21 protein-coding genes and 1 pseudogene are annotated in these 21,218 nt (G+C 65.9%); 11 read left to right on the top strand and 11 right to left on the bottom strand.

Annotation, left to right across the window (positions count from 1 at the left end; genetic code table 11):
• Window positions 1-45 precede the first annotated feature (45 nt).
• Window positions 46-2,040, bottom strand: a complete 1,995-nt coding sequence (locus tag KHP16_RS12160; protein ID WP_211960265.1) for an alkyl/aryl-sulfatase — start codon at window positions 2,038-2,040, stop codon at window positions 46-48.
• 250 nt (window positions 2,041-2,290) lie between these two features.
• Here KHP16_RS12160 and KHP16_RS12155 point away from each other — a divergent pair, with 250 nt between their 5' ends.
• Window positions 2,291-3,055: a bestrophin-like domain gene (locus KHP16_RS12155; protein WP_211960264.1), complete on the top strand. Its 765-nt coding sequence runs from the start codon at window positions 2,291-2,293 to the stop codon at window positions 3,053-3,055.
• A gap of 69 nt (window positions 3,056-3,124) precedes the next feature.
• Here the strand turns inward: KHP16_RS12155 and KHP16_RS12150 are convergent, their stop codons facing one another.
• Together KHP16_RS12150 and KHP16_RS12145 are read right to left on the bottom strand one after the other, a co-directional pair.
• Entirely contained in the window at window positions 3,125-3,562 is a 438-nt protein-coding gene (locus KHP16_RS12150) for a helix-turn-helix transcriptional regulator (RefSeq protein WP_167468421.1), read from the bottom strand.
• Entirely contained in the window at window positions 3,531-3,977 is a 447-nt protein-coding gene (locus KHP16_RS12145) for a hypothetical protein (protein WP_211960263.1), read from the bottom strand. Before KHP16_RS12145 ends, KHP16_RS12150 begins: the two co-directional genes overlap by 32 nt.
• A gap of 289 nt (window positions 3,978-4,266) precedes the next feature.
• On the opposite strand from KHP16_RS12145, the gene KHP16_RS12140 reads away from it, so the two are divergent.
• The 3 genes from KHP16_RS12140 to KHP16_RS12130 are packed head-to-tail and all read left to right on the top strand — an operon-like array spanning window position 4,267 to window position 7,113.
• A complete protein-coding gene (locus tag KHP16_RS12140) occupies window positions 4,267-5,244 on the top strand; it encodes a Bug family tripartite tricarboxylate transporter substrate binding protein (RefSeq protein ID WP_179593772.1) in 978 nt (325 codons plus the stop codon).
• 38 nt (window positions 5,245-5,282) lie between these two features.
• Window positions 5,283-6,317, top strand: coding sequence for an amidohydrolase family protein (locus KHP16_RS12135; RefSeq protein WP_211960262.1), 1,035 nt, complete (start codon window positions 5,283-5,285; stop codon window positions 6,315-6,317).
• A gap of 22 nt (window positions 6,318-6,339) precedes the next feature.
• The gene (locus tag KHP16_RS12130; protein ID WP_211960261.1) at window positions 6,340-7,113 is read left to right on the top strand and encodes an IclR family transcriptional regulator; all 774 of its coding nucleotides are present in this window, start codon (window positions 6,340-6,342) and stop codon (window positions 7,111-7,113) included.
• Here the strand turns inward: KHP16_RS12130 and KHP16_RS12125 are convergent.
• The gene (locus KHP16_RS12125; RefSeq protein WP_211960260.1) at window positions 7,088-8,320 is read right to left on the bottom strand and encodes a lactonase family protein; all 1,233 of its coding nucleotides are present in this window, start codon (window positions 8,318-8,320) and stop codon (window positions 7,088-7,090) included. The two genes, KHP16_RS12130 and KHP16_RS12125, sit on opposite strands and share 26 nt — an antisense overlap.
• 304 nt (window positions 8,321-8,624) lie before the next feature.
• Here KHP16_RS12125 and KHP16_RS12120 point away from each other — a divergent pair, with 304 nt between their 5' ends.
• Together KHP16_RS12120 and KHP16_RS12115 are read left to right on the top strand one after the other, a co-directional pair.
• The gene (locus KHP16_RS12120; RefSeq protein ID WP_211960560.1) at window positions 8,625-9,560 is read left to right on the top strand and encodes a Bug family tripartite tricarboxylate transporter substrate binding protein; all 936 of its coding nucleotides are present in this window, start codon (window positions 8,625-8,627) and stop codon (window positions 9,558-9,560) included.
• Window positions 9,561-9,642: 82 nt separating this feature from the next.
• Window positions 9,643-10,629 carry a Bug family tripartite tricarboxylate transporter substrate binding protein gene (locus KHP16_RS12115; RefSeq protein ID WP_211960259.1) on the top strand — a complete coding sequence of 329 codons (987 nt, stop codon included), beginning with the start codon at window positions 9,643-9,645 and terminating at the stop codon, window positions 10,627-10,629.
• Between the two features lie 21 nt (window positions 10,630-10,650).
• Here the strand turns inward: KHP16_RS12115 and KHP16_RS12110 are convergent, their stop codons facing one another.
• The 4 genes and pseudogenes from KHP16_RS12110 to KHP16_RS12100 form a co-directional block, all read right to left on the bottom strand.
• A complete protein-coding gene (locus KHP16_RS12110; RefSeq protein WP_211960258.1) occupies window positions 10,651-11,460 on the bottom strand; it encodes an amidohydrolase family protein in 810 nt (269 codons plus the stop codon).
• Window positions 11,391-11,534 (bottom strand): annotated as a pseudogene (locus KHP16_RS28620) (amidohydrolase family protein); the annotation flags it as partial. The pseudogene KHP16_RS28620 and the gene KHP16_RS12110, both read right to left, overlap by 70 nt.
• A 33-nt stretch (window positions 11,535-11,567) precedes the next feature.
• Window positions 11,568-12,791 (bottom strand): alpha-hydroxy acid oxidase, encoded by a 1,224-nt coding sequence (locus KHP16_RS12105; RefSeq protein ID WP_183084757.1) that lies wholly within the window; start codon window positions 12,789-12,791, stop codon window positions 11,568-11,570.
• 263 nt (window positions 12,792-13,054) lie between these two features.
• Complete coding sequence (locus tag KHP16_RS12100) at window positions 13,055-13,942, bottom strand: IclR family transcriptional regulator (protein ID WP_244835768.1); 888 nt, start codon at window positions 13,940-13,942, stop codon at window positions 13,055-13,057.
• 127 nt (window positions 13,943-14,069) lie between these two features.
• On the opposite strand from KHP16_RS12100, the gene KHP16_RS12095 reads away from it, so the two are divergent.
• On the top strand, window positions 14,070-15,074 hold the full coding sequence (locus KHP16_RS12095) for an alpha/beta fold hydrolase (protein ID WP_211960257.1): 1,005 nt from the start codon (window positions 14,070-14,072) through the stop codon (window positions 15,072-15,074).
• A gap of 63 nt (window positions 15,075-15,137) precedes the next feature.
• The gene (locus tag KHP16_RS12090; protein ID WP_179593778.1) at window positions 15,138-15,323 is read left to right on the top strand and encodes a hypothetical protein; all 186 of its coding nucleotides are present in this window, start codon (window positions 15,138-15,140) and stop codon (window positions 15,321-15,323) included.
• 28 nt (window positions 15,324-15,351) lie between these two features.
• Here the strand turns inward: KHP16_RS12090 and KHP16_RS12085 are convergent, their stop codons facing one another.
• From KHP16_RS12085 to KHP16_RS28360, 3 genes are all read right to left on the bottom strand, one after another.
• Window positions 15,352-17,331 carry a S9 family peptidase gene (locus tag KHP16_RS12085; RefSeq protein ID WP_211960256.1) on the bottom strand — a complete coding sequence of 660 codons (1,980 nt, stop codon included), beginning with the start codon at window positions 17,329-17,331 and terminating at the stop codon, window positions 15,352-15,354.
• A 131-nt stretch (window positions 17,332-17,462) separates the two neighbouring features.
• Window positions 17,463-17,687, bottom strand: coding sequence for a hypothetical protein (locus KHP16_RS12080; protein ID WP_211960255.1), 225 nt, complete (start codon window positions 17,685-17,687; stop codon window positions 17,463-17,465).
• Window positions 17,688-17,790: 103 nt separating this feature from the next.
• The gene (locus KHP16_RS28360; protein ID WP_244835767.1) at window positions 17,791-18,354 is read right to left on the bottom strand and encodes a hypothetical protein; all 564 of its coding nucleotides are present in this window, start codon (window positions 18,352-18,354) and stop codon (window positions 17,791-17,793) included.
• On the opposite strand from KHP16_RS28360, the gene KHP16_RS12070 reads away from it, so the two are divergent.
• From KHP16_RS12070 to KHP16_RS12060, 3 genes are all read left to right on the top strand, one after another.
• Window positions 18,331-19,578, top strand: a complete 1,248-nt coding sequence (locus KHP16_RS12070; RefSeq protein WP_244835766.1) for an SDR family oxidoreductase — start codon at window positions 18,331-18,333, stop codon at window positions 19,576-19,578. The genes KHP16_RS28360 and KHP16_RS12070 overlap by 24 nt on opposite strands.
• Window positions 19,560-20,027: a DUF2269 family protein gene (locus KHP16_RS12065; RefSeq protein WP_211960254.1), complete on the top strand. Its 468-nt coding sequence runs from the start codon at window positions 19,560-19,562 to the stop codon at window positions 20,025-20,027. The genes KHP16_RS12070 and KHP16_RS12065 overlap by 19 nt, the downstream gene beginning before the upstream one ends.
• 254 nt (window positions 20,028-20,281) lie before the next feature.
• Window positions 20,282-21,187, top strand: a complete 906-nt coding sequence (locus KHP16_RS12060; protein WP_211960253.1) for a manganese catalase family protein — start codon at window positions 20,282-20,284, stop codon at window positions 21,185-21,187.
• Window positions 21,188-21,218: the final 31 nt, after the last annotated feature.

Raw genomic sequence — 21,218 nt, 5'->3', positions numbered from 1 at the left:
GAATGGCATCGAGCGGCCCCTGTGCTTGCGACTTGCGGGGCCTCTTCATGGCGTCACGATGTTGAACCAGAACGGAAAGGCGTCGAGCAATGCCAGAAACTCGCCGAGCGCCTCGCGACGGCCCGCCACCTTCATGTCGCCGCTCGCAATGGCATTCTCGATGGTCGTCTGCTTGAGCTGGATGGCGTCCAGCGTCGCTTTCGACAGCGTGATGCTGGCATCCGCTTGCGGCAATGGCTTGCCGTAGTTCAGCACCGCGTTCTCGACCGCCAGCCCATATTGCTTCTTCAGGTCGGTGAAGTCGAGGTTCAGCGCGATTTTCTTGCCGGCCGCCTTCGGTCCGTTCAGCCGCACGGACAGATAATCGAAGAGCATTTCGGGCGGCATGGCTCTGATGGTGTCGGGACTCGCGACATCGGTGCCGCCCGCCTTGGGTACGCCGTTGCGCAACTCGTATGCGCCCATCAGGTACACGCTGCGCCATGGACCGCTTTCCGCCTGGTACCCGAGCTGTTCCAGCGAATCCGCCAGCAGATCCTTGCCCGCCTTGCCACCGGGGTTGGCGAACACGACATGCTTCAATGCCTCGGCGGTCCAGCGGTACTCGCCCTTGTCGAAGTCCGCCTTCGCCCGCCGCAGCACGGCCGCCTCCCCGCCCATGTACTCGACGTACTTCTTCGCGGCCATCTCGGGCGGAAGATTGTTGAGGTCGGACGGATTGCCGTCGTACCACCCCATATAGCGTTGATACACCGCGCGCGAGTTGTGCCGGAGCGTGCCGTAGTACCCGCGGTTCGGCCAGAACTTGTCCAGTTCGGGCGGCAGCTGGATCAGCTCGGAGATCTCTTCGCCGGTGTAGCCCTTGTTCATCAGGTTGACCGACTGGTCATGCGTGTACTTGTAGAGATCGCGCTGCTTCTTCCAATAGTCGATGATCTTCGCGTTTCCCCACATCGGCCAGTGGTGGGCCTGAAACTTGAACTCCACGTCTTTGCCATAGAGGTCGATGGTCTCGTTCAGATAGCTCGACCATTTCAGCGCGTCACGCACCTGCGCCCCGCGCAGCGTCAGGATGTTGTGCATGGTGTTGGTGGTGTTCTCCGCCATCCACATGCCCTTGAACTGCGGAAAGAACGTATTCATCTCCGATGGCGCCTCGGTGCCTGGCGTCATCTGGAATACCATCCTCACGCCATCGACCGTGATCTCCGTGCCCGTCTTGCCAACGAGGTCGGTCGGCACGATCAGGCCCGCGGTCCCCGTCGACACGGTCTGCCCAAGCCCACCGTTGACGCCGCCACGGTCGTTGCGTGGCAGCAGCGCGCCATACATGTACACGGCGCGACGGCCCATCGCATTCCCGGCAATCACGTTCTCGCTGACCGCATGTTCGGTGAAGCCCTCCGGCGCGAAAATCTTCACCTTGCCCGATCGGACATCCGCTTCGTTGACGATGCCGCGCACCCCGCCGTAGTGATCGATATGCGAATGGCTGTAGATCACGGCGACCACGGGGCGCTGGCCCAGCTGCTGGCTCGCGAACTCGTAAGCGGCCTTGGCGGTTTCCTCCGAGATGAGCGGATCGAGCACGATCCAGCCCGTATCGCCCTGGACGAACGTTACGTTGGACAGATCGAAGCCTCGCACCTGATAGATGCGGTCCGATACCTTGAACAGGCCGTTCTGCATCGTCAGTTGCGCATTCCGCCAGAGGCTGGGGTTCACGGTATCGGGCGCGGGCTTGTCGACGCCGATGTATTGCTTGTATTGCTCGAGATCCCAGACCACATCGCCTTTGGCATTGCGGATGGTCAGCTTGTCCGGCTTTGCCACGAGCCCACGCTGCGCATCGTCGAAATCGGCGCGGTCGTTGAACGGCAACTCCCTCTGCACGGCCGCATTTGCGGCACGTGTCGCGGCGGTGGCGGGCTTGCCGCCTATGGGCTGCGGCTGCGGCTGGGGCTGCGGCTGCGACTGTCCCCAACTCCATGTCGGCAAGGCCGACGCAAGCGCAACGACTCCTATGAGTACGACTCTCATGGCGGCATCTCCGGTGGAAGCTCCGAATGATGTTCCCTCACCCACACACCGCATTGAAGTGAAACGTTTTGCATCGGAAGAAAACATTTTCGCAATAACGGCGTTCGACATGACGGCATTCGACATATTTGCGCCGCCCCCACGCTTCTGCCGGATCTAATTCTGTTACATCGGGCGATCAAAAGATTCACTTCTGCCAGACCGTCACCACTGCGAGCATGCCGAAGGAATCATTGTTCGGCATCCCCGCATGGAACAGATCATTCGTCATCCCGCCGTGCTGTTCGTCCTGCTGCTGATACTGTTGATGGCGGCAACGGCCATCGGGGCGCAGGGCCTCCGCAGGTACCGCCCCATCCGCAGCGAGGGCCGCGACGACTTCAGCATCATCCAGGGCGCGACGCTGACGCTTCTCGCGCTGCTGATCGGCTTCACGTTGTCGATGGCGGTCAGCCGCTATGACCAACGCAAGAATCTCGAGGAGGAGGAAGCCAATGCCATCGGCACGGAACTGCTGCGCGCGGAGCTGCTCGAGGCGGCGGACGCCGACAAGGTCAAGGCTTTGCTGGTACGTTATCTCGCGCAGCGCGTCACCTACTACGAGACGCGCGACCGCGAACGGCTACGCGAGATCGAGGCGGCCACCGCGGCCATCGAGGACGCGCTATGGAAAACCGTCCGTGACGCGGCGCGCGACAAGCCGAACCCGATCACGGCACTCGTCGCCGCCGGCATGAACGACGTCATCAACTCGCAGGGCTACGCCGACGCTGCGTGGCGCAACCGCATTCCTGTCGCGGCATGGTGCCTGATGATCATCATCGCGTTCTTCAGCACGCTGATGCAGGGCTACGGCGCCCGCACAGAGGCCTCCCGGGCCTTCCTGTTGTTGGTGCTGCCGCTAACGGTGTCCCTGTCACTGGCCCTGATCGCCGACATCGACAGCCCCCGCGGCGGCCTGATCCGCGTGAAGCCACAAAACCTGCATAGCCTGCAGGCATCGCTGCGGCCGTGAGGCATGCGAACTAGCGCGGCATGACTGGAGGATGGGGCCTCTTACACCTGCGAACGCCACTCGCCGCGATCACTCCCCCGAGCGATACGTAGCGGGCGGCAAAATCCGCCGAAGATCGTCCAGCCCAATATTCAGCGCATCGGCCAGCCGGATGGCCGTGTCCAGATACAGCCTCACCTGCCCCGCCTCGATCTTCGCGATGTGGGACTGGCTGGTGCCGAGCTGCTCCGCCAATTGGGTCTGCGACAGCCCCCGATGCAGTCGCAACGCCTGCAGCGAAGCCACGCCACCGCGCTCGATGGCCTTTGCAAGCGCCTTGCGCGCGGCCGTCAGCCGCCGTGCATAGTCATGATCGGCACGCTCGCGTTCGGCGCTCAATTGATTGCGAGGCAGCTTGCCAGAGCGCACGGAGCGCGGACCGGGCGCGGCGCTGGTCGGCAGAGGTGCGGCGTCTTCGCCCGCACGTGCCGCGCCGTCACGGGAGGCGCGGGATTCTGAGAAGGTCATACTCATCGCGTACTCGCTGAGAAATGGGGTGGGTCGGTTCATAGCCGTAGCTATCCGCGTCGATCGCCGCCGGCGCGTCGTGGTGCTTCTTGCTGACAATGGCGAGCACGTGGAACTCGTCCATCGGTGCATCGAATGCATAGAGGACGCGATATCGCCATAGCAGCTTCAGCGGCCGGATGCGATAAACGTTGTATCCGTCTGCATGGCAGCAATCGATAGCCCTGACACTGAACAGTGGGTCGGGGTGCTCTGCTTGCCAACGAGACAGCGCCCATATCGCATGCTGGCTTTCCGCGACTTCGTTCAGGAATGCATCGAGAAGATCCGCATCCTCCGGCACCTTGCTGCGAATCCGCTCAAGGTCAGCAGCAACATGGGCCCCATCGTAGAGTGAGAGTGTCATATCACGCAAGATATATTTTCAGCCTGAGATGCATCGTGGCAACAACGTTGCGCCAGATCAAGAAGCACAACGCCCTGGGACCCGCATCACGTCCTTCTATGCCGTCCGCTCATCCGAGACCTTATCGCTCTGCGCCGCTCTCCGAAATGCGACGATTCTCAAAATGGCTCTGTTCCAATGCAGCCCAGGAGGAATCCTTCACCGTTTCACGTGACGAAACGCTGCCTGCGCTCCTCGTCATCCGCCCTAGAATGGCCGCGCCAACAATCGCCGGCGACGACCGGTCAGGAGACAAATCATGCGCAGCATTTCCCTCGTTCGCCCTGCCCTTGGCTGTATCGCCGCCCTTCTCGCCGCATGCGCTTTCGCGCAGTCCGGCGGTTATCCCGGCAAGCCCGTCAAGATGGTCGTGCCGTTTGCGGCCGGTGGGCCCGCCGATGTGGTCGCGCGGGAAGTGGGCGTGGCGCTCGGCAAGGAACTTGGGCAGCCGTTCGTCGTGGACAACCTCGGCGGCGGCGCGGGTCTGCCGGCGATGAACGCGGTCAGCCGCGCGAGCGCCGATGGTTATACGCTCCTGTTCGCGGCGTCGGGCAATATCGTGATTCAGCCGCTGCTGACGAAGAGCGTCGCCGAAGCGGCGAAGAACCTGACGCCCGTGGGCATGGTATCCACCAGCCCGCACGTGCTCGTGGTCAGCGCAAAACTCCCGGTGCACACTGCGCAGGAACTCATCGCCTATGCCAAGGCGCATCCAGGCAAGGTCAACTTCGGTTCGGCCGGCGTGGGCGGGCTCGCGCACCTGGGCATGGAACAGTTCAAGTCCACCGCGAAAATCGATATCAACCACGTGCCCTACAAGGGGACCTCGATGGTGGTGAACGATCTGGTGTCGGGGGAGATTCAGGGCCTGTTCAGCAGCTTCCCCTCGCTGAAGGGCATGATCGACAAGGGCGCCATCCGCGCCATCGGCCTGACCGCACCGTCCGCATCGCCGAGCCTCAGCAAGATTCCGGTGATATCGGCCTCCGGCCTGCCGGGCTTCCAGTACACCACGTGGTATGGCCTTTACGCGACCGCGGGCACCCCGAACGACGTCATCGCGCGCCTCAATGCCGCGCTCGTGAAGATCGGCAACGACAAGACCCTGCGCGAGCGCCTCGACGTGCAAGGTGTGGATCTCCACGTGACTTCGGCCGAAGAACTGGCAAAGCAGGCCCGTCAGGAAACCGTCCAGTGGGACCGCGTCATCCGCAGCGCGAACATCTCGCTGAACTGAGTTTGATGAACCGAGCCCACCGTCACCCAGGAGAAGGCATGATCATCGATTGTCACGGGCACTACACCACCGCCCCGAAAGCGCTCGACCAATATCGCGCGCGGCAAACCGCAAGGCTGCTCGAGCCGGGCGCACCGCCACTGGCACCGGATTTTCACATCGGCGACGACGAGATCCGCGACAGTCTCGAGCGCAATCAATTGCGCCTGCAACGCGAACGCGGCGTCGATATGACGATCCTGTCCCCCAAGGCAAGCGCCATGGCGCACCATGTGGGCAATCCCACCACGAGCCTGCACTGGGCCCATGCCTGCAACGATCTGATCCATCGCGTGGCAACGCTGTACCCCCTGCAGTTCACGGCGGTGTGCCAGCTCCCACAGTCGCCGGGACATGGCCTCGATGCCAGCATCGCGGAGCTGGAGCGTTGCGTCAACGACCTCGGATTCATCGGCTGCAACCTCAACCCCGACCCTTCCGATGGCCACTGGAACGGCCCGCCGCTGACGGATCGCTACTGGTACCCGCTGTACGAGAAGATGGTCGAGCTTGACGTTCCCGCGATGATCCACGTGAGCTGTTCGTGCAATCCAAACTTCCACCACACCGGCGCCCATTACCTGAACGCTGATACGGCCGCGTTCATGCAGCTCCTGCTGTCCGACGTATTCGTGGACTTCCCCACGCTGCGCCTGATCATTCCGCACGGAGGCGGCGCCGTGCCCTATCATTGGGGACGCTACCGCGGCCTGGCGCAGCAGATGGGCCGGCCGCCATTGAGCCAGCTCATGCGAAACGTCTACTTCGATACCTGCGTCTATCATCAGCCCGGCATCGACCTGCTGCTGCGGGTCGTGTCGCCGGAGAACATCCTGTTCGCGTCCGAGGCCTTCGGTGCCGTACAAGGCGTCGATCCGGAGACGGGCTTCAATTTCGATGACACGCGGCGGTACATCGACGCCGCCACGGGACTGTCGGACACCGCGCGCGGGCAGATCTATGCCGGCAACGCGCTACGCGTGTATCCGCGGCTGCGCGCATGGGCGGCGCGCTTTGCGAGCGCGGCCCACTGAGGCCGTTGCGACGGGGAGAGACATGGAACGCGGCAGCCCGAATTCCGAGTCGTCGGCGCCCGGGCTCGTCCAGGCGGTCTCGCGCGCGCTCTCGCTGCTGACGTGCTTCTGGGGCGACGAGGTCTATGTCCCGCTGCATGTGCTCGCCAGGCGCTCGGGGATGCCCAAGCCCACGACCCTGCGGCTCGCGCGAACCCTGGCCGCTTCGAGGTTCCTCGTGCAGCGCGAGGACGGTGCGTGGCGCCTGGGCCCCGCCGCGGCATTGATCGGGTCCCGTTATCAGGCGCAATTCGACGCGCACGCCGTCATCGAGCCCGTACTGCAGGAGCTTGCAACGGCCTCGGGCGAAAGCGCGTCGTTTTTCATCTATGAAGAGGACATCCGCTCCTGCCTGATGCGATGCGAAGGACCGCAGGGCCTGCGGCGCCATGTGCGATTGGGCGAGTTGCTGCCGCTCGATAAAGGCTCGGCTGGCAAGGTCATCCTTGCCGCGCTGGGGCGCCCCGGCGCGACGTATGAAAGCATTCGCGAACGCGGCTTCTGCGTGACGCGCGGCGAGCGCAGCCCGGACGCCGCAAGCGTCTCGGCGGCCGTGATGGGGGCCACGATGGGTGCCAACATCGCCCCCCAAGGGACGGTCCTGGGGTCCGTCAGCATTTCGGGTCCCGCGCTGCGATTGACGGCCACAAAGCTGCAGAAGCTGGCTCCCCACGTCCTGCGCGCCGCGGCGAAGCTCAGCTATTCGCTGAGCGGCATGCCGGCGGCGTCCATCAGGTCGACGTGGTATCCGGCATAGTGCCCGCCCAAAAGATCTGGTTGTCTCCGACATCGATGGGATGATGACGCACTAGCGATAGCCGGCCATCCGGCCCCACGCGGAACATGCTCAATCCCGCGGGACAGCGCTCGATGCGGGCCGCCGCAATCCCACGAATCCCTTCCACCCGCCGCATGCTGGACTGGCGTATCGCCGCGACCAGCAGTGTGCCGCCGTGCGCAAAGTCGATGCAGCGCGCGTGCAATCCATCGATCCGCGCATGCTGCAGAAGGCTCGGTTCGCCCGTATCGGCGTCCAGCGCGAAGACGGCGATGCTGTTCTCGCCGCCCGCCCAGACGAGCGCGTCGCCGTCCCGCACCACGGCATGCGAGCGATTCACGGCATACGCAAATCGTCCGCTGGGATGCAATGCCAGCGCGCCGCCCAGTTGCGGCCGCACGATCGCATCCGGGCGCTCCAGCAAAGCGACCGCACCCGAAGGCTCGGGCGCGATGCCTTCGGGCCGCATCCGGAACCATGCCAGCCGGTTTTGCCGCTCCAGCACCGCATAGAGCCACGGCGCCGTCGGATGGAAGGCGCAGTTGCGCGGCCCGAAGCCGAAACCGCCCCGCGGCGCGACGACCTGCACGAGCGTCAACCGTTGCGGCTGTGCGCCCTCGACGCGACGGACGCGCAGTACGCGCAACGACCCCGGGTTTTCCGCATGGCCCGCGGTGGCGTCATCGCCTCGGCACGTCAGCAGCATGGCGTCGGTGCCGGGCATCGGCAGTATCTGGTGCGGGAACCAGCCGGGAAGGTTCTTCCCTTCCTCTTCCCCTCCCTCGCCCTCCCCGACCGCCATGCATGTCGCTGCCTGCGCGCAGGCGGACTCGCCGTCGAGCGCGTGCACAGACACCGCCGCCGGCAGGTTGTACGCGACGAGCAACCGGCCTCCTGCTGGATCGATCGACGCGTGAATGGGCCGATACGGCAGTGCGACGGGTTCGCCCACGACACGCAGGGCAGTCTCCCGCACCGCGACCGTCAACAACCAGTGCGTATCGCCACGGCTTCCCACCCCGCCGTTGCTGCATAGCACGTACAGCAGGCCGCGGCGCGCATCCGCGCAGGCGTATTGAATGTTGCACGGCATGCCGAGGGTACCGGTCTCTCGCAGCCCACCATCGGCCGACAGGTCATGGCGGCACAGCATGCTGCCGATCGATAGAAAAAACTGCTGCGTCACGTCCATGCTCCGTTTGCCAGATGGCACCGCCGCCGATGATCCGCGACCTTCCGGCACTTGCCAACCCGTTACGCATGGCGTAACCCACCCCGTTCGCGCATGGCGTAACCCACCCCGTTACGCATGGCGTAACCCCCCCCCATTACGCACCCTAACGAGCCTGCTGACAGCGTTACGCCCTGCGTAACGCGTTGCGGGTCACTGCGATCCGGGGTTTCAATGCCACCTAAACAAGCATCGATACAAGCGATACAACACAGGAGACAACTTGGCCAAGCCACTCGACGCCCTTTTCCGCACGGCCATGGCCGCCTGCGCATTGGCATGGACCTGCGCCGCACATGCGGCATGGCCCGAGCGGCCCATCACACTTGTCGTGCCTTACGCGCCCGGCGGCGCGGCCGACGCGCTGGCGCGTGTGGTCGCCAACCGCATGGGGGCGAAGCTCGGTACCAGCGTCATCGTCGACAACCGCGCGGGCGCCAGCGGCACCATCGGCGCGGGATACGTTGCCAAGGCGGGGCCGGACGGCTACACCGTGCTGTACGACGCCACCCCCTACTCGATCAACCCGCACCTCTTCGCCCGCATGCCCTACGCGGCCGGTTCGCTGCAACCGCTGGCACTGGTGTCGCTCGCCCCCAACATCCTCATCGTCCGCGCGGACGCTTCCATCAAGGACGTGCAGGGCCTCATCGCAAAGGCCAAGGCAAAGCCGGGCACCGTCAATTTCGCGTCGGGCGGCAGCGGCACCGTGCAGCGGCTGGCGTCGGAACTGTTCCGGCAGCGGCTGGGGCTGGACATGGTGCACGTGCCGTACAAGAGCGGCGGCCCGGCGATCACCGACGTCATGGCAGGGCAGGTGGACTTCATGTTCAGCACGGTGGCCGCTTCCCAGCCTCTCGTGACCAGCGGCAAGCTCCGCGCGCTTGCCATCACGTCGCCGCAGCGTTCGCCCCGCATGCCCGATGTCCCCACGGTGGCAGAGACAGTGATACCGGGTTTCGAAGTCTACGAGTGGAACGGCATGTTCGTGCCAGGCGGCACCCCCGCGGCCATCGCGGACAAGCTGCATCAGGCGGTCGTCGATGCGCTGCGGGACCCCGAGGTCCAGCGCCGCTTCAACGACGTGGGTGCGCGCCCCGTGGGGTCCACGCCAGCGGAGTTTGCGGACTACCTCGCGAAGGAAGACGCCAAGTGGGCGGAGGTGATCCGCAAAGGCGCGATCAAGGCCGACTAAACCCCGCCGACTAAACCCCGCGGACTAAACCCGGCGGACTGAGCTCGCACCCACACTACCATCATCAAAGGAGACTGACACAATGCGTACCGCCATCACCCGCCGCACCGCCATCGCAGCGGTCCTCGCGACAGCCATCGCCCCCACGATCGCATGGTCGCAGACGGGCGCGTATCCGACCCGACCGGTCAAGGTCATCGTGCCCTTCGTGCCGGGCGGCAATGCGGACAGCACCGCGCGCATTTTCGCGGAAGCCTATGGCCAGCGTCTGGGGCAGCCATTCGTGGTCGACAATCGCGGCGGCGCGGGCGGCATGATCGGTGCCTCTGCCATGGTGCGGTCGGATCCGGATGGGTACACGCTGCTCGTGGGCACGACCGGTCCGATCGTCGCGAGCTGGCAGCTTGCCGGCAAGGCGGCGAACTATAGCCTCAAGGACATGCGGCCGATCGCCCTGCTCTCCCTCGTGCCGGGCGTGCTCGTGGTCAACGCGTCATCGCCGGTCAAGACCTATCAGGATTTCGTGAAGAACGCCAAGGCACAGAACGGTGGCGTGCGCATCGGTCATCCGGGCAACGGCACGGCGGGCCACGTGAATATCCTGCAGCTGCAGAAGGCGCTGGGCACAAAATTCGTCGTCGCCGGATACAAGGGTGCGGGACCCGCGGTGCAGGATCTTCTCGGCCAGCAGCTCGACGCCGTCGCCACCGACCTGCCGTCGGCACTGCAGCTGATCAAGGGCGGAAAGCTACGCGCGCTGGCGGTCGTCTTCCCGCAACGCGTCCCGCTGCTCGCCGATGTGCCGACCATGGCCGAGGTGAAACAGCCCGAAGTGGATATCGCCCCGTTCACCGCCGTCATGGCGCCTCGCGGGCTGCCGCAGGCCATCGTCGACAAGCTCGTGCAGACCAACGACGCCGTGCTGACCGATGCCGCGACGCGCAAGCGCGTCGAAGAGATCGGCGGCGTCCCGACGCACATGACACCCGCCGAGTTCGAGAAGCTGCTGGCGCGACAGGAGTCGACCTACGCGGGGCTGATCAAGTCCGGGGTGCTCACCGCCGAGTAGGGGAACTTGCGAGCCGCGGCGTCAAAACCCGTACAACGCCGCGGCATTCTGCGTGAGGACGCGGTCCATGACCGCATCCGAGCCGCACCACTCGCGTAGCAGGTCCACGAGGTCGGCGTCGTTGACGCCATCGCCGGCGCCGGCGGTATGCGGCCAGTCGCTGCCCCACACCATGCGCTCCGGCGCGGCCGCGGCCAGCGCGCGGCCCACCGGCACCGTGTCCCGATACCCCGGCGCACCCGAAGCCGAGCACATATACGCGCCCGACAGCTTCATCCAGGTGTTGCCGCCATCGAGCAGCCGCCGGATCACGTCGTACGCATCGGAGGCCGTGCCCACGGAGGGGTCGATCTTGCCGAGATGATCGATCACGAGCGGCACCGGCAGGCGCGCCAGATGCGGCGCCAGTTCGACGATCTGCGCCGCATGGGCAAAGACCTGGATATGCCATCCCAGGCGTTGCACCCTGGCGGCCAGCGTGTTCAGCATCTCGGGCGTCGTGCGCCCCCAGCTCTGCGGCGTTACGAAGTTGACCCGTAACCCGCATACGCGCTCACGCGCGAGCGCGTCGAGTTCCTCGTCCAGCCTGTCCCCAGCTCGTCGGCATTGACCACCGCGACGCCACGCGCCTGCTCGCCCAACTGTCGCAGCGCATCGATCGTGCAGGCATTGTCCGTGCCATAGGTCGATGGCGTGACGACAACGGTGCGCGACGTGCCGATACGCGCCTGCAATTGCCGATATGCCGAGACGGGCGCGACGGGCGGCGTGCGGGTCCAGTGCGGGGACGGCGCGAAACGCGGGTCGAAAATATGCATGTGCGCATCGCATGCATCGGGCGGAAGTGACCTCGATGGCCGGTTCGTGCCCAATGAATGCGGGGCGGTCGCTTGTGTGTGTTCCATGGCAGTTGTGTGGTGGCGATGAATGCCGTCGGACTACCTGAGCACGAGCCGGTCCGGCCCCAGCTCGTCCAGACGATTGACGCCGAGCAGCGCCATGTCGCGGTGCACCTCGTCCTTGAGCAACTGGATGGCATGCGCAACGCCAGCCTCGCCCTGGATCGCCGCGGCGTAGACCATCGGCCGTCCGACAAAGACATGATCGGCGCCCAGGCTGAGCGCCTTGATGACGTCGGTGCCACGGCGCACGCCGCTGTCGAGCATCAATGCCATGGCACCCTTGGCCGCGACCGCATCGGGTAGCGCGGCAAGCGGCGCGATGGTGCCATCCAGCTGGCGTCCGCCGTGATTCGACAGGATGACGCCGTCGGCGCCGTGCTGTTCCGCGCGCCTGACGTCGTCCGCGGCCGTGATGCCCTTCACGACGAGGCGTCCCTTCCAGAGCCGGCGCATGAGCGCGAGGTGATCCCACGACAAATGGTCGCGCAATCCGAACTGGCGGACCACGCTGCCCGAGATGATCGGCACGCCGCGCGTGGCGCCCGCGTTCTCGAAATGCGGCATTCCCTTGGTCAGCAGCGTGCGCGCGAGCGTGCCCAGCAGCCAGTGCGGCCGCACGATGCCGTCCCATGCGAGGCGGAGGCTCGGCCGCAGCGGCGTCGAGAAGCCGACGCGCACGTTGTTCTCGCGATTGGCCAGCGTGGCGGTGTCCACCGTCAGCACCAGCGTCTTGAAGCCTGCCGCCGTCACGCGCGCGACCAGCGCCTCGATATGCGCGGGCTCGCCCGGAATGTACGCCTGAAACCAGCCGCACGTGGGCGCGGCCGCCGCCACGTCTTCCATGCGCGTCAGCGATGCCCCGCTGAGCACGTACGGAATGCCCGCTGCTTCCGCCGCGCGCGCCATGACCACGTCGCCGTCAAAGGCCGACAGCGCGCAGATCCCCATCGGCGCGATACCGAACGGCGCCTGATAGGACTGTCCCATCAGCGTCGTCGCCTGCGTCCTCATGGAGACGTTGACGAGGACGTTCGTGCGGAGCATCCATCGGGAGAACGCCGCGCGATTCTCGGAGACGGAGACATTGTCTTCGACGCCGCCCCGGATGTAACCGAAGATGGGGCGCGGCAGATGGCGCTGCGCCGCGGCTTCGAAATCATCGAGGGATAACACGTGGCGCAGTCGGCGCGGGAGGTGCTTGCGGGCATTGGGGGCAGGCCCGACTTGCTGGCGGGCCGGTGCCTGGGGCATTGTGGTCATCGTGTCTCGCATGGCTTCTGGCCGGCAAAGATTGCCGTAGCCTCTGGCGTTGCGGCGACTTTACGAATCGCGCGGATTCTGCGCAAGGCGTTACGCTGTGCGTAACACCTTCCCTTACGCTGTGCGTAACACCTTCCCTTACGCTGTGCGTAACACCTTCCCTTACGCTGTGCGTAACACCTTCCCTTACGCTGTGCGTAACACCTTCGCTGTGCTTAACACCCCCGCTCCGCCGTGCGTAACACGTGCCCGGTCGGGACGGCTCAGTTTGGATGCCAGGTCGCCCGCAGGGCCGTGGCCGGCATGGCCCCCAGGCTGACCCCGAGTTCCCGGGCGGCGGCGATCGTCGCGGGCGCCAGCGCCTTGAGCCGTTCTTCCGTCAGCCGCTCGATCGGCCCCGAGGTACTGATGGCCCCCAGCACGGCGCCGTGTTCCCCCCGGACCGCCGCCGCCACGCTCGAAACGCCGGACGCTCGCTCTCCTCGCGTGAAGTGATAACCGTTGCGGCGGATCTTTTCGTAAAGCGCGCCCGGCTCGCCGAGCGCCGCGAGGATGACGCGCCCCGGCGCGCCGCGATGCAACGTCAGCACTTCGCCGGAACGCACATGATCGAGGACGGCCGCGGGCCCATCGCATCGCATCAGGCAACTACGGAGGTCGCCCTCGTACACGTAGAACGAAGCGCTCTCGCGGGTCGTCTGGGACAGGCGCCGCAAAATCGGCTCGATCGCAAAGTTGAGATCGAACTGCGCCTGGTAGTTCGAGCCGATCAGCCCCGCGGCGGGCCCGAGGCGCCACGCGCCATCGTCTCGCCTCACCAGAAACCGGGATGCCACCAGCGTCCGCGCGAGCCGCAGGACGGTGGGCTTGTGCATGCCCGTGCGCCGCGCAAGCTCTGCAAGACTGAGATAGATCTCCGCACCCGTGAACGCGGTGAGCACCGATAGCGCGCGCGTGACGGCGTGGACGTGAGAGCGTTCCTCGGACGGCAGGCGCCCAGCGGGTGCAAGCAGTACGGCGAGCGCCGCGTTGCTGTCCTGCTTCCGCTCCCTAGCGCCTTGCATGCCGGCCACGTCGGCCGCGCCGGTCACGCCGACACCAGGCCGCATCGATTTGGGCGAGGGAGAAACCTGCTTCTTCTGAACTGGCATGGATGAGCCAAAAGGGACGACAGCGTTACGCACAGCGTAACACACCGCCCCGGGCATCCCGCTTGCATGCATAGCGGATCCAGCCAACCGTGCCGTGGCATTTCCATGGCCGACACGAGGACTGCTCATGACTGCCAAGCTCCGTTCCCCGCACACGCCATCCCCTTCCGGCAATGCCACGACGCTCGCCGCCACCGCCGTGGCTGTGGCTGGCGCCGCCACCGCGCTGTGGGTCAATCATCGCGCCCGCGTAGCGGAAAGGGAGCATCCGCCGATCGGCCGCCTCATCGATGTCGATGGGGTGCGGCTGCATTTTCTGGAACGCGGTGCCGGATCTCCAGTCGTGCTGTTGCATGGGAACGGCGTGCAGCTGGAAGACTTCATCGCATGCGGCCTGTTCGACCGGCTCGCGCAGCGTCACCGTGTGATCGCGTTCGACCGGCCCGGATTCGGCCATAGCAGCCGCCCGCGCAACCATATGTGGACGCCGGGCCTGCAGGCGCTCTGGCTCGGCAAGGCATTGACGCAGCTGGGCGCGACACGGCCCGTGGTCGTGGGGCACTCGTGGGGAGCGCTCGTGGCGATGGCCATGGGATTGCAGGTCCCGGAGGACGTTGGCGGCCTTGTGCTGCTATCCGGCTACTACTACCCCACCGCGCGCCTCGATGTGCCGATGAATCTGCCCGCGGCCGTGCCGGGGGTAGGCGACGTGCTGCAACACACGGCGCTGCCGATTCTCGCGCGCTCCGGGCTCAAGCGCGCGTTGCGCAGGATGTTCGCCCCCGCGCCCGTGCCAGCGGATTTCCTGCGCACAGTGCCCCGCGAACTGCTCGTGCGGCCCAGGCAGCTGCGCGCGGCGGCGGAAGACACGGCGTTCATGATTCCCGCCGTCACCCAGATGCGGCGCGAGTACGCGCGGCTGCGCGTGCCGCTTACCCTCTTTACCGGTAAGGACGACCGCATCGTCGATCCCGCCGCGCATACGGTGCGGCTCTACGACGAGTTGCCGCGCAGCCAGTTGAGGGTGGCATCAGGCGGCCATATGGTCCATTACGCGGCGCCCGGCGAGATCGCGGATGCCGTGGAAGCCCTCTCCGTGGCAAGTGCGCCGAAACGGCTGACGGTCGTCTAGCGGTCAGGCACGCTCGTTGCGGCAGGGGAAAGACGCCCTATCGCAACCGCAACGGAGCCCATCATGAACGACGCCACGAACAGCAAGCCCAGCGACCCCGAAGCAACCCCGGAGGACGCGATGCAGGACAAGGCCGTGCAGAAGCCCGCGGTGCCCGTGCAGCGAGACAGCGCCGCGCGGGAAGCGGATCGGGCACGGCTGCAGCAGGAAAGCAGCCAGAGCCAGCAACGCCACGACCATTGCCGCTGATCGCAGTGACCCGGCATGTCCCGTCACATCACGAACGGGTGGGCAATTCCCGCTCGATCCAATGCGTGAGCCACTGCACGATCCGCTTGCCGACATCCACGCGCACCGACGGCTTGCCCGTCTCGAGGAAGTGATGCGATTCGCCGGGGTATAGCACCAGCTCCGCGGGCGCTTCCGACGTCGTCATGACGCGCACAAAGAAGTCCTCCGACTGCGTCACCGGACAGCGCTGATCGTCCTTCCCGTGCAGCATCAGCGTCGGCGTTACCACGTGACTGGTGTAGCGCCTGGGCGAAGCTCTGCTATAAGGCTCGCGATTCTCGTCGTCCGCGCCCTCTAACGGCCTGCCGACCATCTCGTATTCGTCGGCATAGTAGCCGCTGTCCGAGCTGCCATAGTGCGCCTCGATATCCGCCACCGGCGCCATGACCACCGCCGCGCGGAAGCACCGCGCGTGCGTAACCGCCCACGCCGAGGCATAGCCGCCATAGGATTTCCCGGCGATGGCCCGGCGCCCGTCGCACACACCCTCTTCCTCGAGCGTCGATGCGGCGGCAAGATGCTGCGGCAGATCGAGTTCGCCCCAACGCTCGCGCAGCCGGTTCGAAAACTCTCGCCCGTAACTGCTCGACCCCACTGCGTTGAGGGCGAGGATGGTCCATCCCGCGTCCGCGAGCGACTGCCAATAGGGATGCGAGGCGTACGAAAGCAACACGTAGCTCGCTGGCCCGCCGTGTACGTCGATGAGCAGCGGACCGGGACGATCGTCGCCCGGCGGGCGAATGACCCATCCATCCACGGCCTCCATGCCGCCATCGCCGTCGGGGACCGAGAACTGGCGGTAAGCGACTCTCGGCGCGCGCCGATCCCGCCACCATGCATTGAGTGCCGTCAGCGCGCGCGGCGCGGATTCACGTTCGTAGAGGTAGAGCTGGTTGAGCTTTGATACGGATTCCGCAAAAGCGGCCACCGCGTCATCGTGAAGCCGCTTGAAGCCAGATATATGCCCATCCGCGGCCGCCACCGTGTCGTACGCCCCATCCTCCAGCGCGATATGCGCCACCTCCTGTATGCCTCTGCGCGCCGCCAGCAACAGCACCCCGCGTCCATCGCGGTCCCAGCTGATGCTCTGACCATCGACGACCTCGAGCGCGTCGCCGCCCACGCAGCGAACCTCTTCCGACGCGACGTCGTACAGCCACAGGCGCACCTGCGCGTCGCCTTCGTGCCTGCTGCCCGTGAACACGACATATTGTCCTTCCTGCGCGCACTGTGGCGCGCACTTAGGGGTCTGGGCCATGCCGATGTCTTGCGTGATCTGCCGCGCCTCCTTCGTAGACACGTCGATCGACCAGATGTCGGTGCGATGCGCGAGGCGCCCTTCGCGTGTGCGGCCAATGTAGATCTGCCGCCCATCCGGCGACCACTCCGCCGCGCGGACCTCGAACGGCCCGGACGTGAGCTGACGCGCGTTGCCTGTGGCGGCGTCCATGACGAACAGGTGCGTCACCTCGCCCAGCGTATATCCCATGCCATCGAGCTTGTAAGGCAGCCTCGATACGATCTCGATCTGACCCGTCGTCGCGGGTGCGTTGTCCCCGCTCAGGGACACGGGCGCGTTCGGTAGCACTGCGATGACAGCGAGCGACCCGCCATCCGGGGACCATGTGATATCGACCACACCCTGCTGGAAATTGCCCACCTGTGTTGCTTCACCGCCTTCGGCAGGCAACAGGTAGACCTGGATGCCGCCGGCCCTGTTCGACAGAAACGCGATGGTCTTGCCGTCCGGCGACCATTTCGGCGAATTGTCGCGAGATAGTCCGGCCGTCATGCGCCGTGGCGATCCGCCGTCGGCATCGACGATCCAGATCGCGGATTGGTAACTGTCGTTCGCCTCGTCGGCATTTTCTACCGTGTAGGCGATGCGCCGTTCCGTGGGATGCGCATCGAGTTCGCGGATGCGCTCGTAACGCAGGAGATCTTCAACACGTGGGCCAGAGGGCACGATCCGCTCCAAATGAGAAAGAGCGGCGCGCGCGAGTTCGCACGGCCGCTCTCGATTGACGGCGGTTTGGCGCGACAACGGATCCGCGCAGATACGCGGAGTGGGCCTCGTGGACCCGCCCCGCGCAACCGTTACTCGCGTTCCTCGCGACGTTCCTGCTGGCTGCCTCCCTGCTGGCGCTGGTCGCTGTTCTGCTGATTCTGCTGGCCGCTTTGCTGGCCGCCCTGATTCTGCTGGCCGCTCTGCTGGCCACCTTGATTCTGCTGCCCGCCTTGCTGACCGCTCTGCTGGCCGCCCTGGTTCTGCTGGCCGCCCTGGTTCTGCTGCTGATTGCCCTGATTCTGTTGCTGTGCCATGTCTGTCTCCGGTATGGGTCTCGGACAACGTGTCCAATGTTCTCCGTCGCAACGGGCATGCCAGCCCGTGGCATGGACAGTGCATCCCGCATGCAACGACGCTTCATCCATCGCGTTGCCGCCCGCCCATGAAAAATTTCCATACCTTGACCGCCGATAACGCGAGGCCGAACCCCACGTACACCGCGAGCAGCGCGCGCGGCGCCAGCTTGCGCTCGAAGCCCGGCGTCAGGCGCTCGGGCGTCAGCCGCAGATCGACGACGGCCGCGACCGCCGCGAAGGCGACGCCCGCGCCGATGGCGTGGAGCAGGCTCTCGCGCGGGTTGCGCCATGCGAGGTACCCCTCGTATCCCGCGGCCCACATTACCGACATCGCATGATGGATCACGTAACCCATCACCGTGTGCGCCACCGTCAGGTCATGCCGGCGGAAGGCGCGGTCGGCCCAGAGCCAGTGGCTGACGGCGTTGATCGGCGCCACGGCGCTGGCGCAGTCGCGCACGCCGGCAAGCGCGAGGATGCCCGTCGACACGAGGCTCGCGCTCGCACCGGAGATCGCCGCGCGCCGCAGGATGACGGCGGCCCCGCTCCGCGCGTGCTCGTGCTGGGGGCAAGCGGGTTCCTGGGCCGTCGGGTGGTACGAATGCTCGGAGATCGGGACGTGCATGTGATTGCGGGGGTGAGGCGGCCGGATGTCGCCGATGTCGCGGGCGCAAGCGAATACCGTGCCGTGGACCTCGCATGCTTGCAGGAAGCCCCCGCATGGTCGGGGATCCTGTCGGGGGTGGACGCCGTGGTGAACCTCGTGGGCATCTTTCGCGAAACGCCCGAGGCGACGTTCGACGTGGTCCAGCGCGTGGCGCCGATCGCGCTGTTCGCCGCGTGCCGGCATGCAGGCATCGCGCGCGTGGTGCAGTTGTCGGCCCTCGGCGCCGACGATGCCGCGCGCACGCCGTTCCTGCGCACGAAGCACGCCGCGGATCAGGCGCTGCTGTCGGGCGGACTCGAAGGCATCGTGCTCCAGCCCTCGCTGGTCTATGGCGACGACGGGCAGAGTTCGGGCCTGTTCCGCACGCTTGCCGCGATGCCGGTCGCGGTGCTGCCCGATGGCGGCCGGTCGCCGGTGCAGCCCATCCATGTGGACGACGTGGCGGCCGCCGTGGCATCCGCTCTGCTGCGGCCGATGCGTGGGGCAACCCGCCGATGCGCGCTGGTCGGCCCCGCGCCGATGCCGTTTCGCGATTATCTGGCGACGCTCCGCCGCGCCATGGGCTTCCGGTCGCACACGCGCGTCATTCCCGTGCCCCTGGCGCTGGCGCGCGGCGCCGCGGCCGTCGCCGAGCGTCTGCCGGGCGCGCTGATCAGCCGCGACGCGGTCGACATGCTCGCGCGCGGCAATGCCGCCCCGGCCGTGGAAACCAAGGCCCTGCTCGGCCGTGCGCCGCGCGCGGCGGACACCTTTATCGACGCTGACCGGGGACCCGCCCTCGGCATTGCGGCGCTGATAGGCTGGGTCGCGCCGCTGCTGCGCTGGAGCGTGGCGTTCCTGTGGATCGTCACCGCGGCCGTGTCGCTGGGCCTGTACCCCATCGCGGACAGCCTTGCGCTGCTCGAACGCGCCGGCGTGCCGGCGGCGCTGCGGCCGTTCGCGCTGTATGGTGCCGCCCTGCTGGACCTGCTGCTGGGCGTGCTGACCGTGTTGCCGCGCCGCCCACGCTGGCTATGGCTCGCGCAGATCGCGCTGATACTCGGCTACACCGCCATCATCAGCGTCCGTCTGCCAGAGTTCTGGCTGCATCCATATGGCCCGCTGACCAAGAACATTCCGCTGCTGGCCCTTCTGTTGCTGCTCGATCAACTGGAACGCAATCGATGGACTACGTCACGCTGAAATGGATCCATGTCGTCTCCAGCACGCTGCTGTTCGGCACGGGGATCGGCAGCGCCTTCTATCTGGTCGGCGCCGTGGCCACGCGCAATGTCAGGACCGTGGCCGCTACCGCGCGCATGGTCGTCGTTGCCGACACGCTGTTCACCGCAACGACGGCCATCCTGCAACCCGTCACGGGTTACATGCTGATGCGATCGGCCGGCTTCGACTGGAGCATGGCATGGCTACGGTGGTCGATCTGGCTATACGTACTCGCCATCGCGTGCTGGCTGCCCGTCGTGTGGATCCAGATCCGGCTGCGCGATGTGCTGGCTTCGGTATCCACGGACGCATTCCCACGGTCGTTCTGGCCGCTGTTCTGGAGCTGGTTCGTGCTCGGCTTTCCGGCGCTGTTCGCCTTCCTGGCCATCTTCTACCTGATGATCGCCAAACCTTTGCAACTTCCGTAGGAGGCCTTGCAAAAGCGGAAGCACTACGAGCGCGCGACAGCCGTTCCGGCTCCCATGAAATTCCTAGATGCCCGCTGCATGCATTACACGACTTCTGTTCTCTCGCGATCCATTGGCAATCGCGCATACGATTCGGCCGAATCCCGCATGAGCGCTGGCACTCCGGCATATCGAATTGACGCGGACCACCGCCCCGGCACACTCGTTGCAGATGGGGGGCTGGTACTCACCAACAGGGAAGAAAGGAGATTCGTATGTTCGTTCACAACAAGCGTCTGCAGTACACCGTCCGCGTGGCACAGCCGAATCCCGGTCTCGCCAATCTGCTGCTCGAGCAGTTCGGCGGTCCACAGGGCGAGCTCGCTGCAGCGTGCCGATACTTCACGCAGGCGCTGGCCGAGGAAGATCCGGGCCGCAAGGACATGCTGTTCGATATCGCGACCGAAGAACTGAGCCACCTGGAAGTCATCGGCTCGCTGATCGCGATGCTGAACCGCGGCGCGAAGGGCGATCTCGCGGAAGGCGTACAGCAGGAGGCCGAGCTGTATCGCTCGCTGCAGGGCGCGGGCAACGACAGCCACGTGACGCAGCTGCTGTATGGCGGCGGCCCCGCGCTGATCAACTCCGCAGGCGTTCCGTGGACGGCGGCCTACATCGACACGATCGGCGAGCCGACTGCCGACCTGCGCTCGAACATCGCCGCGGAAGCGCGCGCCAAGATCGTCTACGAACGCCTGATGAACGTCACGGACGACCCCGGTGTCCAGGAAGCCCTGGGCTTTCTGATGACCCGCGAAGTCGCGCACCAGAAGTCGTTCGAGAAGGCGCTGTACTCGATCACGCCCAACTTCCCGCCGGGCAAGGCCCCGGGCATCCCGCGCTTCGCAAGCATCTACTACAACATGTCGGAGGGCGACGACGTGCGCGGACCGTGGAATGCTGACAGCAACTTCGCCTACGTCGCCGAACCGGAACCGGCCGTCGACGGCGGCGACGGCACGGCCTCGGTGGAACTCCCGCCGGAACAGGAAGCCACGGTAGAAGCCTTCGCCCTCCGCGGCGCCTCGGACCCCGATAGCGACCCCACGACGGGCGTCGACCTCGGCAAGGCCGATGACGACACCGACGCCAGCGGCGCATCGGATCCGCTCGTACGGTAAGCGCACCCTCGTCCGTCGGTTCGCGTCTCGA

The sequence above is a fragment of the Cupriavidus plantarum genome (assembly GCF_905397285.1).
GTDB classification, from domain to species: domain Bacteria; phylum Pseudomonadota; class Gammaproteobacteria; order Burkholderiales; family Burkholderiaceae; genus Cupriavidus; species Cupriavidus plantarum.
This window is presented reverse-complemented; position numbering and strand designations above follow the sequence as displayed.